This window comes from Thioalkalivibrio sp. ALE25 (assembly GCF_000377285.1).
Taxonomy (GTDB): Bacteria; Pseudomonadota; Gammaproteobacteria; order Ectothiorhodospirales; family Ectothiorhodospiraceae; genus Thioalkalivibrio.
This window is the reverse complement of sequence record NZ_KB897925.1, coordinates 187,801-202,254: the sequence shown is the minus strand read 5'-3', so window position 1 is coordinate 202,254 and position 14,454 is coordinate 187,801. Positions and strand designations below refer to the sequence as shown.

General features: G+C 65.7%; 13 protein-coding genes and 2 pseudogenes. 9 read left to right on the top strand and 6 right to left on the bottom strand.

The genetic code is table 11. The features are described 5' to 3' along the window. Nucleotides 1–125 precede the first annotated feature (125 nt). Nucleotides 126–2,765 (bottom strand): aminopeptidase N, encoded by a 2,640-nt coding sequence (gene pepN, locus C996_RS0101025; RefSeq protein WP_018865628.1) that lies wholly within the window; start codon nt 2,763–2,765, stop codon nt 126–128. A gap of 391 nt (nt 2,766–3,156) precedes the next feature. Between pepN and C996_RS0101020 the strand changes: the two genes are divergently transcribed. The 3 genes and pseudogenes from C996_RS0101020 to C996_RS13895 all read left to right on the top strand — a co-directional run bounded on the left by C996_RS0101020 (nt 3,157) and on the right by C996_RS13895 (nt 5,399). Continuing rightward, a complete protein-coding gene (locus tag C996_RS0101020) occupies nt 3,157–3,978 on the top strand; it encodes a TatD family hydrolase (RefSeq protein ID WP_018865627.1) in 822 nt (273 codons plus the stop codon). A gap of 96 nt (nt 3,979–4,074) precedes the next feature. Further along, nucleotides 4,075–4,587 (top strand): annotated as a pseudogene (locus C996_RS13685) (virulence RhuM family protein); the annotation flags it as partial. A 43-nt stretch (nt 4,588–4,630) separates the two neighbouring features. After that, nucleotides 4,631–5,399, top strand: a pseudogene (locus C996_RS13895) (SDR family oxidoreductase). Nucleotides 5,400–5,509: 110 nt separating this feature from the next. On the opposite strand, the gene C996_RS14475 reads toward C996_RS13895, so the two are convergent. Continuing rightward, nucleotides 5,510–6,457 (bottom strand): hypothetical protein, encoded by a 948-nt coding sequence (locus C996_RS14475; RefSeq protein ID WP_155985226.1) that lies wholly within the window; start codon nt 6,455–6,457, stop codon nt 5,510–5,512. Then, nucleotides 6,454–7,104, bottom strand: a complete 651-nt coding sequence (locus tag C996_RS13890; protein ID WP_081623657.1) for a TauD/TfdA family dioxygenase — start codon at nt 7,102–7,104, stop codon at nt 6,454–6,456. The genes C996_RS14475 and C996_RS13890 overlap by 4 nt, the downstream gene beginning before the upstream one ends. A 573-nt stretch (nt 7,105–7,677) precedes the next feature. Between C996_RS13890 and C996_RS0101000 the strand changes: the two genes are divergently transcribed. Then, nucleotides 7,678–8,223, top strand: a complete 546-nt coding sequence (locus tag C996_RS0101000; RefSeq protein WP_018865624.1) for a glycine cleavage system protein R — start codon at nt 7,678–7,680, stop codon at nt 8,221–8,223. A 152-nt stretch (nt 8,224–8,375) separates the two neighbouring features. On the opposite strand, the gene C996_RS0100995 is transcribed toward C996_RS0101000, so the two are convergent. The 3 genes from C996_RS0100995 to C996_RS0100985 form a co-directional block, all read right to left on the bottom strand. Further along, on the bottom strand, nt 8,376–9,860 hold the full coding sequence (locus tag C996_RS0100995; RefSeq protein ID WP_018865623.1) for a RimK family protein: 1,485 nt from the start codon (nt 9,858–9,860) through the stop codon (nt 8,376–8,378). Further along, nucleotides 9,853–11,022, bottom strand: a complete 1,170-nt coding sequence (locus C996_RS0100990) for a GNAT family N-acetyltransferase/peptidase C39 family protein (RefSeq protein WP_026279146.1) — start codon at nt 11,020–11,022, stop codon at nt 9,853–9,855. Before C996_RS0100990 ends, C996_RS0100995 begins: the two co-directional genes overlap by 8 nt. 98 nt (nt 11,023–11,120) lie before the next feature. Beyond that, nucleotides 11,121–11,789 carry a haloacid dehalogenase type II gene (locus C996_RS0100985; protein WP_018865621.1) on the bottom strand — a complete coding sequence of 223 codons (669 nt, stop codon included), beginning with the start codon at nt 11,787–11,789 and terminating at the stop codon, nt 11,121–11,123. 118 nt (nt 11,790–11,907) lie between these two features. On the opposite strand from C996_RS0100985, the gene C996_RS0100980 reads away from it, so the two are divergent. The 5 genes from C996_RS0100980 to C996_RS0100960 all read left to right on the top strand — a co-directional run bounded on the left by C996_RS0100980 (nt 11,908) and on the right by C996_RS0100960 (nt 14,446). Next, nucleotides 11,908–12,132, top strand: a complete 225-nt coding sequence (locus tag C996_RS0100980; RefSeq protein WP_018138966.1) for an addiction module protein — start codon at nt 11,908–11,910, stop codon at nt 12,130–12,132. Beyond that, the gene (locus C996_RS0100975; protein WP_018138965.1) at nt 12,129–12,428 is read left to right on the top strand and encodes a type II toxin-antitoxin system RelE/ParE family toxin; all 300 of its coding nucleotides are present in this window, start codon (nt 12,129–12,131) and stop codon (nt 12,426–12,428) included. The genes C996_RS0100980 and C996_RS0100975 overlap by 4 nt, the downstream gene beginning before the upstream one ends. Nucleotides 12,429–12,541: 113 nt before the next feature. Further along, a complete protein-coding gene (locus tag C996_RS0100970) occupies nt 12,542–12,862 on the top strand; it encodes a BolA family transcriptional regulator (RefSeq protein WP_018865620.1) in 321 nt (106 codons plus the stop codon). Between the two features lie 10 nt (nt 12,863–12,872). Continuing rightward, a complete protein-coding gene (locus C996_RS0100965) occupies nt 12,873–14,078 on the top strand; it encodes an alkaline phosphatase family protein (protein WP_018865619.1) in 1,206 nt (401 codons plus the stop codon). Between the two features lie 65 nt (nt 14,079–14,143). After that, on the top strand, nt 14,144–14,446 hold the full coding sequence (locus C996_RS0100960; protein ID WP_018865618.1) for a hypothetical protein: 303 nt from the start codon (nt 14,144–14,146) through the stop codon (nt 14,444–14,446). Nucleotides 14,447–14,454 lie beyond the last annotated feature (8 nt).

The following is a 14,454-nucleotide window of genomic DNA, read 5'->3' as shown; positions in this document are numbered from 1 at the left end:
GGCCGATTGGGACCAGACCAGCGCCCCATCGGCGAGAGGCTCGTCTCCTACAAATCCGGGGCTGGCCCTGTTGGTGCCCTGGGCGGCCGGGGCCATTCCTGCGCCCCATCGGCCAGGGGGCTGGCCTACTCCGCCAGCGCGCGCTCGATCACGTCGCGCAGGTCGCGCGACAGTTCGAGCGCGGCGAGGCGCTCGAGTTCCGCGCGCATCTGCTCGCCGCGAACGCTGTCCACCTTTTGCCAGCGCGTCAGCGGCTGGGCCAGGCGCGCGGCGGTCTGCGGGTTCATCGCGTCCAGCTTCTCGACGAAGCCGCCCATGCGGCGATAGCCCTCGCCGTCTTCCTGGTGGAAGTGACGTTCATTGCGCGCCATGAACGGCCCCAGCACCGCGCGCACCCGGTTCGGGTTGGTCCAGCGGAACCCGGGGTGCTCCAGCAGCGCCTCCAGGCGCTCGAAGCCACCCGGGACCTGACTGCCGGCCTGCAGGCCGAAGTACTTGTCCAGCACCAGCGGGTCGTCGCGGTAGCGCTGCTCGAAGTCCGTCAGCAGCACCTCGCGGGCCTCGTGATCCAGCTCGTTCACCGCGTTCAGCGCACCCATGCGCATGGTCATGCTGCGCGCCTTCTGGTACTGCGCCAGGGCCTCGGGTACCGCGGCCTGGTCGCCGGCGGCCACGCGCAGCGCCAGCAGGCGGTTGCGCAGCTGGCGCCGGCCCATCGCCTCGGCGGTGAAGGCCCCGTTGTCCACATCGTCCAGCTTCGGCTGGATCTGCTGCATCGCACCCGCCAGCGGGGCATAAAGACGCTTCTCCAGGTCGTCGCGCTCCATGCGCAGGCGCACCGGATCGACGCGCTCGAACAGCTCGGCCAGCTCGCGCGTGGGCGGCAGCTGCAGGATGGTCGCCAGCAACACGGGCTCGATCGCCGGGTCCTCGATCAGGGCACGCAGGGCGTGTTCGGTGGCGGCCTCCAGCGCGGAGTCCGCGGCGTCGTGCTCGATACGCGCGCGGATGGCGCGACGGAACAGGGTCTGCGCGGCCTCCCAGCGGGCGAAGGCATCATCGTCATGCGCCAGCAGGTGCGCCAGTTCGTCCACGCCCTGGTTGGCGTTCAGGATCACCGGGGCTGAGAAGCCGCGCAGCCAGGAGATCGCGACAGGCTCGGCGGACAGATCCTCGAAGCAGAAGGTGTGCTCGGCGGCGTCCAGCTCCAGCACCCATTCGTCGCGCGCGGCTTCGTCGCCTTCCCGACGCGCGCGGATGCGCTGGCCGTCGGCATCGAGGAAGGCCATGCGCACCGGGATCACCACCGGCTCCTTGTGCGCCTGCCCCGGGGTCGCAGGGGTCTCCTGCGCGAGCGTGATGCGGGCCGGGCCGCCGGGACCGTCGAACGCGGTGCTTGCGGTCACATGCGGCGTGCCGGCCTGGGTGTACCAGCGCTTGAAGCGGGAGAGATCGCGCCCGCTGGCCTCGGCCATCACCGCGACGAAGTCGTCGGTGGTCACTGCCTGGCCGTCGAAGCGCTCGAAGTATAGGTCCAGCCCGCGACGGAAGGTCTCGCGCCCGATCAGGGTGCGCAGCATGCGGATCAGCTCCGCGCCCTTCTCGTAGACGGTCAGGGTGTAGAAGTTGTTGATCTCGGCGTAGTGGTCCGGGCGCACCGGGTGCGCGAGCGGTCCGGCGTCCTCCGGGAACTGGAAGGCGCGCAGCATGGCGACATCGTCGATGCGCTTGACGCCAAACAGGGTGCAGTCGGTGGTGAACTCCTGGTCGCGGAAGACCGTGAGCCCTTCCTTGAGCGACAGCTGGAACCAGTCGCGGCAGGTCACGCGGTTGCCGGACCAGTTGTGGAAGTACTCGTGGGCGATCACCGACTCGATGGCAACAAAGTCGCTGTCGGTGGCGGTGTCGGGGCTGGCCAGCACGTACTTGGCGTTGAACAGGTTCAGTCCCTTGTTCTCCATCGCCCCCATGTTGAAGTCGTCGACCGCGACGATCATGTACACGTCCAGATCGTATTCGCGGCCGAAGGCCTCCTCGTCATAGCGCATCGCGCGCTTCAGCGAGGCCAGCGCATGGTCGCAGCGATCGGCGTTGTGCGCCTCCACAAACAGCTCCAGCGCGACCTCGCGCCCGGACATGGTGGTGAAGGTGTCGCGCTGGCAGGCCAGATCCCCGGCGACCAGCGCAAACAGGTACGACGGCTTGGGGAACGGGTCCTCCCACACCGCGTAGTGGCGCCCGCCGTCCAGCTCGCCGGCCTCCACGCGGTTGCCGTTGGCCAGCAGCACCGGGTACTGCGCCCGGTCCGCTTCCAGGCGCACGCGGTAGGTGGTCAGCACATCCGGACGATCGGGGAAGAACGTGATGCGGCGAAAGCCCTCCGGCTCGCACTGGGTACACAGCATGCCGCTGGAGGCGTACAGGCCTTCCAATGCGGTGTTCTGCTCCGGGTGGCAGCGGCTGACAATCTCGAGCCGCACCGCCTCCGGCAAGCCGTGCAGCAGCAGGCCCTCGGCATCCTGCTCCAGCAGGCCCTCGCCCGGCTGCGCCCCATCCACGGTCAGCGACACCAGCTCGACGCCATCGCCGCAGAGCCGCAGCGCCTCGTTCGGCTCCGCCGCCTGCGGATTGCGCCGTACCGCCATGCGCGTGGTCACCTCGGTGGTCGCCGCCGCCAGATCAAAGTCCAGCTCCAGGCTCTCCACCACAAACGCCGGCGGCTGGTAATCGCTCAGATAAACCGCCTGGGGACTCGCATCACGCATTCCAAACTCCCGATCAAAAGCTCTGCACAAGGTTTAACACGCCCACACGGCCACAGCCCCAAACCCGGACCACAGCCCCGCCATTGCAACGCCGGGGTTCCTCCCAGAGATTACTCGCTGCGCTCGCCCTCCGGGCCGGCCTGCGGCCGTTCAACGCGCTTCGCGCTTTCGTGCCACGTCGCTATGCTCCTCGCGATGACGCTACTGGTTTCCCGTCATTGCGAGGCGCCGAAGGCGCCGCGGCAATCTCCCAAAGCTGGCAGAGCGATGGGCTCGCACGCCGTGACAACCCACGGCCGCGCAGCGCACTGCGCGTTCTTGGGATTCGCCCCATCGCAATGACGGCGCCGGGGATCTGGCGCTGCGCGTCCAATCCGTTAGCATACCGCGCATGGAATGGATCGATATCTGCTTCAACCTCACCCACGAATCCTTCAACAAGGAACGCGACGAGGTCCTCGAGCGCGCCCGCGAGGCCGGCGTCTCCTGGATGCTGATCACCGGCGCCGACGCCCACCAGAGCGAGAAGTGCCTGGAGATCGCCGACCAGTACCCGGACTGCTGCCGCGCCACGCTGGGCGTGCATCCGCACCTGGCAAAGCAATGGACCGACGCGATCGCCGCGCGGTTCAGTGACCTCGCCCGCGCGGACGACAACGTCGTCGCCATGGGCGAGATGGGGCTGGACTACAACCGCGACCACTCGCCGCGCCCGCAGCAGCGCATCGCCTTCGAGGCCCAGCTGGAGCTGGCCGCGGATCTCGGCCTGCCGGTATTCCTGCACGAGCGCGACGCCCACCACGACTTCGCGCAGATCCTGCGCCGCTGGCGCGACAAGCTGCCGGCCGCCGTAGTGCACTGCTTTACCGGCGAGGCCGACGCCCTGGCCGAATACCTCGACCTCGACTGCCACATCGGCATCACCGGCTGGGTCTGCGACGAACGCCGCGGCACCCACCTGCATCCGCTGGTCCCGCGCATCCCGCGCGGCCGCCTGATGATCGAGACCGACGCCCCCTACCTCCTGCCGCGCACCCTGCCCAAGGGCAGCGGCAAGAAGATCGGCAACGGCCGCCGCAACGAACCCGCCTTCCTCCCCCACATCGGCGAATACGTGGCCCAGCTGCGCGACGAGACCCCGGAAGACCTCGCCACCCACACCACCGCCACCGCCCGCGCCTTTTATAACCTGCCGGCCGCCACCGTCGAGTGACACCCTGGTGAAAATGACTAGCCACCTTGCCACCAACAGGAAGAACGGACAGGCAAGGGCTACAAGACGGCAAACCCTCAAGGAAGAGGAGCCAACATGAGCCAGGAAAACGAAACTCCGATCGTCATCTACGAAGATGATGCCGACCACGTCGTGGAGGTCCGACTGGACACCGGGCGCGATACGGTTTGGTTGACGCAGCGGCAAATGGCCGAGCTCTTCGACACCTCCACCGACAACGTCGGTCTGCATCTAAAGAACATCTACAAAGACGACGAACTCGATGAACCGGCAACTACCGAGGATTCCTCGGTAGTTCGGGAGGAAGGCACCCGCCAGGTCTCACGACGTATCAAGCACTACAACCTGGACGCCATCATCTCGGTCGGCTACCGGGTCAACTCCCGCCGTGCTGTGCGCTTCCGCCAATGGGCCACCCGCGTACTGCGTGAACACCTGACGCGCGGCTGGACACTCAACCGCCAGCGCTTCGAGACCAATGCCCGGGAGCTGGAAGCCGCACTGGAACTGGTGCGCCGTACCGCCCGCAGCCCGGAACTGGGCGTCGAAGCCGGTCGCGGGCTGGTCAACATCGTGACCCGCCCCGCCCACCGCGCCAACCTTGGTCAGCAAGACTCACCCGTGACCTTCCATGTCTGAACACACTCCCCATCAACGTGACTCTCGGGTCGCACTGCTCACCGGCGCGGCGCGCGGGATCGGCCTCGGTATCGCCGAGCGCCTGGTACGGGATGGCTGGCAGGTGGTGCTGGCCGATATCGATGGCACCGAATGCGAACAGGCCGCCGCGCGCCTGGGGCCCGCCGCCCGGGCCATCAAGCTGGACGTCCGCGACGAGGAGCAGGTCCGCGAGGCCATCCGGCATACGGAGGAATGGCACGGCGGCCTCGATGCCCTGGTGAACAACGCCGGCATCAGCGACCCGCACTCCGGGCCACTGGAAGAACTGGAGCTGGCCGACTGGCAGCGCTGGCTGGATACCAACCTCACCGGCGCCTTCCTGCTTGGCAAGCACGCCCTGCCCCTGCTGCGCCGCCGACGGGGCGCCATCGTGAACATCAGCTCCACCCGCGCTGCAGTCGGAGCCAGACACCGAGGCCTACGCCGCCAGCAAGGGCGGGCTGGACGCCTTCACCCATGCCCTGGCCATCAGCGCCGGCCCGGAGGTCCGCGTCAACGCCATCCGCCCCGGCTGGATCGACACCCGCCGCCCCGACCAGCAACAGGCCGAGCCGCTATCCGCGCAGGACCGCGCCCAGCACCCAGCCGGCCGCGTCGGCCAGCCGGCCGACATCGCCGCCCTGACCACCTTCCTGCTCGGACCCGACGCCGGCTTCGTCACCGGCCAGATCTGGACCGCCGACGGCGGCATGACCCGCCGCATGATCTACACCGACTGACCGTTATTGAGTAGAACTCGAAATCCTAAGCGCGTATTTCACCTCTCACATACACCCCCGAAAGGCACCCGACATCTACCCCGGACCGAACCTTTAAAAGACAGTCTTGGCTAATCATTACCATAATCGGGCTCAAATTCGCGCTCCCTTTCTTCCCTTTCATAAAATTCTTCTGGAAGGGAAGATGCGTTAACTTCCTGAGCTCCATGCAGGCGTAACCCACAAACTGGGCAAGCGAATTCTTCGGTGGCATATGTGATTTCAACGTATTCCGTGAACGGGTCATACGGATCTTGGTCATCAGATATTTCTTCGTCGTACTGGGTACCCCCCATTACACCCATTCCGCCACAGGCGGGGCATTCATGAAGGTCATATCCATCCACATAGAAATCAAACTTATCATAATATGCCCAAGATTTCGCTTTCTTTGATTCTTCGATAAGCTCTTCGCGCTTCTTTTCGCTCTTGTGGGTTGACTTAAAGTCTTCCAACGCATGATCGATCCTTGTTTGGACCATCATCGACGTTGCCTTCCTGGCATCTCCCAATAACTGCCTCGGCGCTTGTGCTTCATCAGCTCCCAACCACTGCTCAAGCTCTTTTCCTTGTATATCGAGGAGAGTATACGCAGCGTGCCAAAACTTAGCCTCCCACGCGTCAGGAGACATTCCCGAAAAAGGCGACTCACCTGAATGAATTTCAGAATTCCTTCTCAAAGCTTGCTGCTCACAAAACTTCTGAATCCTTTTGTCAAACTTTTTCGATACATGCGATAAACGTTCGAATAATGTTTTAGCTGTAATTGTTTTAACATCTGGAGAAAGAGGATGACCGCAAGCTGAAAAGAGAGACTGGTAGTGGGTAGGATCAGCAACCAACGCAGGATGTATAGTGCTCAGAGATGACTTCGCTAATAATTCCAAAGCTAGCGATGCCCACAGCTGATACTCATCCAGAGCGACTTCATTTTTTGCCCTTAACCCTCTTGCCATGTATATCTTGGATTTCGAGAACAAGGCTTCTTCTGAAAACGCCGGGCTAATTCTCTTATTCATTTCACCAGCACTCTATGCAACTCGCGAGATTCGCTGACACTTAAATCGCCACCCAAACGATCTCGGCCGTGCAAGAACCTCCAATTATCTATCACCAAAATATCGTCCTTTTCCCATCGAACGCCTATCTTTTCCGCTTTCTCGAAGGAAGACTGTAGAATTTTCAGCGCCATCTTAGAATCCGGCCCGGTTGCCTGCATACACCCAGTGTCATAGCGTACGAAAGGGTTATTAGTTGAGATGATCGACGAATAAAACGATCGCGCACCATTCTTTACAAGGAACACGGCACTCTGCAGAAGATCGATATCGGAGTCATCTAATTTCAACGATTCCCAGTCAATCAGAATCGTTTTTCGATCGCGGATTCCAGGAGATTTGCAACCCATAACGACGAATTTACATGGTGTTGGCCAATGCGCCGTGTCAACGTGATATGGGAATGACGATCGTTCGTGCTGTGCGCTAAGCGAATTGGGATAAGCTGACTCAGCGGACTTGGGTTTGAGAACTTCCAAAACGGTGCTTTTTCGCCTAGCGCCAACGGGTTGGCCTAGACGGTTTGCGATCTGACACAAATCATCATCCAGGCTAGGCCCTCGGCGTTTCCCTTTCCACCACCCTTTCTGTTTCAGGCTGCTTAGCATCAGCAACGTTGCCTTTTACGTGTAATGCCTGAGCGGAGCGACTCTTGAGGCAATACCCCCTTTTTCGGAAGAAAAGCTACGTGGCGGGCGAAACGTCCGCGGCAGCGGGCCGGAAGCAGGAGTTGAATGCACGCGCGTCTCCGTACTGTCCTGTTCTTGAGCAGCCGCGGGACACATCGTCTGGGGTGCGCGCGCCGGCAATCTCCTCTGCCGGTCTGTTGGACCGGAACCACGGGGTCTGACCCCATGCTACGCCCGCGGCGGGACCCGCTCGCCGGCGACGATGGGTGGGTAGTCACACAAAGCCCGGAATGGGTGGCTTTCGAGCTCGGACGGGCGGCTGGGGCGGGGTATCGCTGCTCGCCGGCGGTCCGCGGGTTGCTGGGCGGGCGGATAACCATTCACGGATTGTGCATTAAAGATGGCCCGCGCGCGAACGCCAATGGTCCAACCCGGATAACCCACGGGTTCAGCCGCTCGGTTCAAGTGAAGCTACCAGAGCTCGGATTGCCTCGGACGGCGGGGGCGCGCAGGATGATGGGCCTATTTGGGATTGGTGCGAGGACGGCGCGTATGAAGACTTCGGTGATTCTGACGCTGGTGGGGCCGGACCGGCCGGGGCTGGTGAGCGCGGTGGCGGCGCGAGCTCGCTCGGCGGGCGGCAACTGGCTGGAGAGTCGGATGGCGCAGCTGGCCGGGCAATTTGCCGGGGTGGTGCTGCTGGAGGTGGATGCCGAGAGCGCAGACGCACTGGAGGCGGCGCTGCGCGAGCTGGCAGGCGACGGGCTGCAGGTGCATACCCAGCGCGGCAGCGAGCTGCCCCCGGCGGCGCGGCATCCGGTGGTGCTGGACCTGATCGGGCACGACCGACCGGGGATCGTGCAGGACATTACCGCCGTGCTCTCGCGCCACGGCGTGAGTGTCGAGACGCTGGAGACGGCCTGCGAACCGGGCTCGATGACCGGCGAGCCGATGTTCCGCGCAATGGCCCGCCTGGGCGTGCCGGAAGGCCTGGACCTGCACACCCTGCAGGACGACCTGGAGGCCCTGGCCAACGAGCTGATGGTCGACCTCGAACTCCACGACCCGCTGCAGGAACCACCCGAGGCGGTAGCCTGACCGCCTCCCAACGCAGGTAGGCAACATCCTGCAACCGTAGGGTGCCGTTGAGCGCAGCGAAACGCACCACTCCCCGTTCGGTGCGGCCCCGATGCGATTCGCTTCGCTCATCGCATCCTACGACGCGGCGACTGGCGGACTCTCGTTGCCAATCAGGGCGCGGCGCGGTGGCGGCGGGCGGCGTCGAGGCGGTGGACGAAGTCCTGCATCAGGGTGGTGTAGAGCGTTTCGCCGAGGACCTTGTCCTCGATGCCGGCGTCGAGGTTGGGGTTGTCGTTGACCTCGATGACCATCACGCCGCGCGGGGTCTGCTTGAGATCGACGCCGTAGAGGCCATTGCCGATCAGGTTGGCGGCCTTGACGGCCGTCTTGACCACGGCGGCGGGAATGTCCGCCAGTGCCAGCGTGCGAAAGCCGCCCTCGCGCGGGCCGCCCTTGGCGTCGTGGTTGACGATCTGCCAGTGCTTGCGCGACATCAGGTACTGCGAGGCATACAGCGGCTGGCGGTTGAGCACGCCGATGCGCCAGTCGAACTCGGTGTAGACAAACTCCTGGGCGAGGATCAGATCGCTCTCCTTCAGCAGGCGCCGGGCGATGGATTCCAGCTCGGCGCGGTCGTTCGCCTTGAACACCCCGCGCGAGAAGCTGCCGTCCGGGATCTTGAGCACCACGGGATAGCCGATCTGTTCCTCCGCGCGCAGGATAGTCTCGCGGTTGAGGATCACGGTCTTTGGCGTCGGCACGCGATGGGCGGCCAGGCGCTCGGCCAGATAGACCTTGTTGGTGCAGCGCAGGATGGAGTCGGCGTCATCGATCACCACCATGCCCTCGGCCTCGGCCTTGCGCGCGAAGCGATAGGTGTAGTGGTCGATCGCGGTGGTCTCGCGGATGAACAGGGCGTCGAACTCCGCCAGCCGTGGCAGATCGCGCGCCTGGATCAGCTCGACATCCATCCCCTGCTCCTGCCCGGCGCGGGCGAAGCGCTTGAGCGTGGCCGGCGTGGACGGGGCCATGGCCTCGTCCGGGTTGTGCAGGATGGCCAACTCGTAGCGCGCACTGCGCGCCCCGCGGCGGCGCCGCCAGGGCTTGGAGAGGTATCGCTCCAGCGCTGCGAAGAAGGCCGGCTCCTGCTCGGGTTCCAGCGCGTTCAGCGCAAACGGGCGCAGGGCGTGAATCTGCCAGCGTCCCTGCAGCCGGAACTCCACCCGGAACATCGGCGCGGGGAACAGGGCGAACAGCTGGCCGGCGATCTCCTGCAGCGCCGGCTCGTCGCACTGGCCGAACAGCACGGTCAGCTCCAGGCGCTCGGGCTGCGCGCCCTGGCGGCTGCGGCCCAGAACGCGTGCCACGCGCTCGTCCAGCTCCTCGGTATCCAGGCTGTAGATGGACTTGCGCGACAGGTCCTGCAGGGTGCGTACGCTGGGGATCACCCGGTGCCCGCGCGCCTCCGCCAGCAGCGAGCCGTAGTACCCGGCGGACAGGTAACGCTGGCTGCGGCACAGGTTGATCACACGCAGGTTGGCCGGGTCGTCGGCAGCGGGGCCACGCAGGTAGTCGTCAATAGCCATGACCGGAAGGTCGGGGAAGTGCGACTTCCAGTCCGCCCGGCGCTCGACCAGGATGCGGTGCTCAGGCATGCGCGCCCTCCGCCGTACGGCGCGGGCCGACGATCACCGCCGCCTGCAGCCCCGCGCGGCCGTAGCGCGCCATGCGCTCGAAGTCCGCACGCGCGATCGGCATGTTCACCGAGTCCACCGCGCGCTCCCCTTGCTCCACGTCCACGAACGGGTCATGCACGTAGACAAAGCGCTCGTCGAAGCCCGTCACCGTGACCCAGTGCGGGAAGCGCTCGGCATACAGCCGCACGCTGCTGATCAGCACCACCGGCACCCCGCCCTCGGCAAAGCGCGCCTCCAGCTGGGATACGTTCACCGGACCGTGCACCACCGGCACCCCCAGCTGTTCCAGCTCCTCGACCATGTCCTCCTGCACCAGCTGCATCACCTCCTTCTTCTCCGCGCTGCGCACGGAATCCGCGAACGCCACGCCGCGATCGCGCACCAGCAGTTCCACCTCGAACCCACGATGGGCGGCCGCCAGCGCGAGCCCGTACGGCCCGCAACCGCCGTGGCCCGAGGTCATAAAAATCGTGGTGGCGTCGCGCCACAGGCGCAGCTCCAGGCGCCGGTCCAGCTTCAGCGCCGGGTCCACCGCGCGCATCGCCATCATCAGCGCGGCCGGGCCGCAGGTGAACTCCAGCGTCTGCGCATAGTACGGCGCGCGCACCAGCGCCGGATCGGGGCCGGTCGCCAGCGACTTCTGCAGCCGCAGCGCATCCATGTGGTCCTCGTAGTAGTCGTCGATCGTGCCGAAGTCGCGATAGCCGAGCCCGCGGAACAGGGCCAGGCTGGCCGCATTGTCGCGCCGCACCTCCAGGCGCAGATCGGTCCGCCCGTGCTGGCGCGCCGCATCTTCCGCCGCCTCCACCAGACGCCGCCCCAGCCCCTGGCCGCGCGCCCGCGCGCTGACCGCAATCGAGTACAGCCGCGCCAGCGACGTCCCGCGGCTGAACAGCAGCATCACGTAGCCGAGCAGGCCCTCCCCGCCGGGTCCCTCCGCCACCAGCGTGGCCGCATGCCCGCGCGTCAGCAGGTAGCGAAACTGCCGCCGCGAGATGCGATCGATCTCGAACGCCGCATCCTCCAGCGCGACCAGTGCCTCCAGATCCTCCAGCGTAGCCGGACGGATCAAGGGCGATTCCACTGTGGGCGCAACCCGTTGCTTGACCTGCTGGCTCACGCTCCTCTCCCGGCGGCGGCCCGGTCTCCATCGTAGCGCAACCACCGGGCGCCAATAGCCCGCTCCAGCAGGAATATTTGCCGACGGCAAGACCCCGGCTAACGCAGTGCCCCGGACAGTTCGTCCAGGCCGCCGATGGTGGCCGTGGGCTCCCCGCCCCAGGGGTCGAAAAGACCCTGCCGCGCACGGTCGAGCCAGACCGTGCGTATGCTCGCAGCCTGCGCGCCGATCACGTCAAAGGGGTTGCCCGAGATCAACCACGCATCCGTGGGCGAGGCATTGGCCCGCTGCAGGAAATGCCGGTACACGCGCGGGTCCGGCTTGAAGCAACCGATCTCGTCCACGCTGACGAGATCCTCGAAGCGATCCCCCAGCCCGGCGTTCCGCAGCAGCCCGCTGACCGTCTCAGTGGTCCCGTTGGAGAACGCGAACAGACGGTGTCCCTCCGCCCGCAACTCGTCCAGGGCCGACCCCGCATCGGCGAAGGCCGGGAGCTCTCGATAGCACCGCAACAGCTCCGCCTCCTGCTCCGCTTCAAGCGCGATACCCAGTGCCTCGCAGCAGTACCGCAGCGCCTGCTCGGTGCAGGTATCGAAATCCGCGTACGCCCCCATCAGCCCGCGCCGGAAGGTGTACTCCAGCTGCTTCTCGCGCCAGGCCCGCGCCAGCACCGGCGCCCGCTCGCCCATCCACCCTTCGAGCGTCGCCGTAACCCCCTGGGTATCGATCAGCGTCCCGTACACATCAAACGCCAGCGTCTGCCGCATAGCCCCTCCCGGATGTAACCACCAAACCGCCATCTCGCACTACCGGCCGCAAGATGCCAGTATGAGAATTCCGCTTGCGCCGGTCATCGCCCCCCAGCGATACCAGGAAGATGGTGACATGAAGATCAAAGACCTTATTGACGAAGCCGAGTCCCTGCCCGTGGAAGAGCGCGCTCTGGTGGTCGATTCCCTCCTGCGCAGCCTGAACCCGCCCGATGCGGGCGTGGACCGCAAATGGGCGGAGGTCTCGCGGAAGCGCCTGGAAGAGATCCGCTCGGGCACAGTCGAAGCGATTCCGGGCGAACAGGTCTTCGAGAGGATATGGAGCCGGTTTGAACGATGAGTTTTCGCTTTCACCCGGAAGCGGAGCAAGAACTCACCGAGGCCGTTCAGTACTACGAAGAAATCGAGCCCGGCCTCGGGAACGATTTTGCAGTTGAAGTGTTTGCAGCGGTGCAACGCGCCATCGCCTACCCGCGTGCCTGGACCGTTCTGGAGGGCGAAGTGCGGCGCTCATTCGTGAAGCGGTTTCCGTACGGGGTTCTCTACGCAGAAGAGGACGGGGGCATCCTGATTCTCGCGGTCATGCACCTGCATCGCCACCCGGATTACTGGAAGGAACGCACACGGGAAGGCTGATGACTGCCCCCCCAGACAGCGGCAGCCATGCGGCTGGCCAAGGATCTGGACATGCGGGTACGACACGGCACACTGAGTGCGATGTCCCGTCAATCGAAGCACTGGAGTCGTCGATGAGCATGCAGGAGACCATTACCCGGAAGCTGGAGGAGCGCTTTGCGCCCGAGCATCTGGAGGTGGTGAACGAGAGCCACATGCACAACGTGCCGCCGGGTTCGGAGTCGCATTTCAAGGTGACGGTGGTGTCCGACGCCTTTCGTGATCAGAAGCTGATCGCGCGGCACCGGCTGGTGAACCAGGCCCTGGCCGACGAGCTGGCCGGGGGCATCCATGCCCTGGCGCTGCACACGCTGGACCCGGACCAGTGGTTCGAGCGTGCCGGCAAGGTCGCCGACTCCCCGCCCTGCATGGGTGGCGACGGCGGCAAGGCCTGATCGCTTGTCGATGACGGCTAACGCCGCGGCCGACTCGGTCGTGGATGACATCCTGCGCGCCCGGCTGGAAGCGCCGGGGCTGATGGACCTGCTCGGCCAGATCGAGGCCAGCCTGAACCCGGTGGCCAGCCACCCGCCGCTGGCGGGTGTATCCGAACACCTGGGGCCGGACCGCCATATCGTGCTGTGGCTGATCGACGGTTTTGCCACCCGCTATCGCCGCCACACGCCGCTGCTGGGCGCGGACTACGTAACCGACCTCGAGACCGTGTTCCCCAGCACCACGGCGACCGCGATCACCAGCATCCTGACCGGGCGCGCACCCGCGCAGCACGGCCTGCTCGGCTGGCACACCCGGCTGCCGTCTGCCGAGCGCACGCTGACGGTGCTGATGGGCCAGGAGCGCGACGCCGAGGACCGCCCGGCCACGCTCGGCTACCGCGAGCTGACCGGCCGCGTACGGCCAGACCGCCTGGTCGACCGGCTCGGCTGCCACACCACCATGATCGGCCCGGACTGGATCGGCGGCACACCCTACAACCGCATGATGAACGGCTCCGCCGCGTTCATCGGCTTCGAGGACCTGTCCGAGCTGCCGGCACGAGTGGCCGCGCATGTGAACGCGACGCCGGGGCCGCATTTCACCTACGTCTACTGGTCGGAGCTCGACCACCTGGGCCACGCCTACGGCCCGGAGAGCCCGGAGGTGGAGCGCCATCTGAAGCAGCTGGACCTGGCCTACACCGCGACCTGCGCGCAGATCCAGCGCCCGGAGAGCGTGTTCCTGACTACCGCCGACCACGGCATGCGCACCATGGAACGCCGCCTGGACCTGCGCGAGCACCCGGCGGTGCAGGCCTGCCTGCGCCACCGCCTGACCGGCGAGCCACGTGCCGCCATCGCCCATGTACGCGAAGGACGCGACACGGACTTCCTGACGGCCCTGGACGCCGCCTTCGGCGCGGACGTAGCCGCAGTCCCCGCCGCTGACTGGCTGGGGCCCGGCACGCTGGGCCTGCCCCCGGGGCATCACCGTGAGCACCCCGAGCTGCGGGCACGCGCCGGCGACTACCTGCTGCTGCCCGCGGAGGACGCCTACCTGGTGGACCCGCCGGACGACGACGAGGGGCCGTTCTTCGTCGGCGCCCACGGCGGCCTGTCGCCGGAAGAGCGGCATATTCCCCTGTTTCTTCGGAATATCGGCCAGTCGCGGTAAACTGCCGGGTTCTGTGCCGGTCAAACGGGCTGGCGCTGGCTGAAACAAGACTGTCCCGAGATCCCATGAACGACACCGCCGACCAGACCTACAACAACGCCGCCCAGCACCTGATCGAGCTGGCGAACCGGCTCGCCGATGACGGCCAGGCCGCCGAAACCGGCGACGTCGCCGACGGCCTGCTGGCCGGTGCCGTGCACTTCTGGCTGTACAGCCGCCAGCCCTGCGGCGATCCGTTGTGCGAGGACTGCGCCCCGTTCTCGGACGCCGAGAGCCGTCTGGCCATGCTGCACGAGCTGATCGACGAGCTGGCGCGCGACAGCGACTACTTCCACGCCACCACCGACACCACCGTCGGCCACGCCTGACTCGTCAT

Bases quoted from the DNA above. Each gene is read 5' to 3' on its own strand.
- pepN (WP_018865628.1), bottom strand. From the start codon at position 2,765: ATGCGTGATGCGAGTCCCCAGGCGGTTTATCTGAGCGATTACCAGCCG.
- C996_RS0101020 (WP_018865627.1), top strand. From the start codon at position 3,157: ATGGAATGGATCGATATCTGCTTCAACCTCACCCACGAATCCTTCAAC.
- C996_RS14475 (WP_155985226.1), bottom strand. From the start codon at position 6,457: ATGAATAAGAGAATTAGCCCGGCGTTTTCAGAAGAAGCCTTGTTCTCG.
- C996_RS13890 (WP_081623657.1), bottom strand. From the start codon at position 7,104: ATGCTAAGCAGCCTGAAACAGAAAGGGTGGTGGAAAGGGAAACGCCGA.
- C996_RS0101000 (WP_018865624.1), top strand. From the start codon at position 7,678: ATGAAGACTTCGGTGATTCTGACGCTGGTGGGGCCGGACCGGCCGGGG.
- C996_RS0100995 (WP_018865623.1), bottom strand. From the start codon at position 9,860: ATGCCTGAGCACCGCATCCTGGTCGAGCGCCGGGCGGACTGGAAGTCG.
- C996_RS0100985 (WP_018865621.1), bottom strand. From the start codon at position 11,789: ATGCGGCAGACGCTGGCGTTTGATGTGTACGGGACGCTGATCGATACC.
- C996_RS0100980 (WP_018138966.1), top strand. From the start codon at position 11,908: ATGAAGATCAAAGACCTTATTGACGAAGCCGAGTCCCTGCCCGTGGAA.
- C996_RS0100975 (WP_018138965.1), top strand. From the start codon at position 12,129: ATGAGTTTTCGCTTTCACCCGGAAGCGGAGCAAGAACTCACCGAGGCC.
- C996_RS0100970 (WP_018865620.1), top strand. From the start codon at position 12,542: ATGAGCATGCAGGAGACCATTACCCGGAAGCTGGAGGAGCGCTTTGCG.
- C996_RS0100965 (WP_018865619.1), top strand. From the start codon at position 12,873: ATGACGGCTAACGCCGCGGCCGACTCGGTCGTGGATGACATCCTGCGC.
- C996_RS0100960 (WP_018865618.1), top strand. From the start codon at position 14,144: ATGAACGACACCGCCGACCAGACCTACAACAACGCCGCCCAGCACCTG.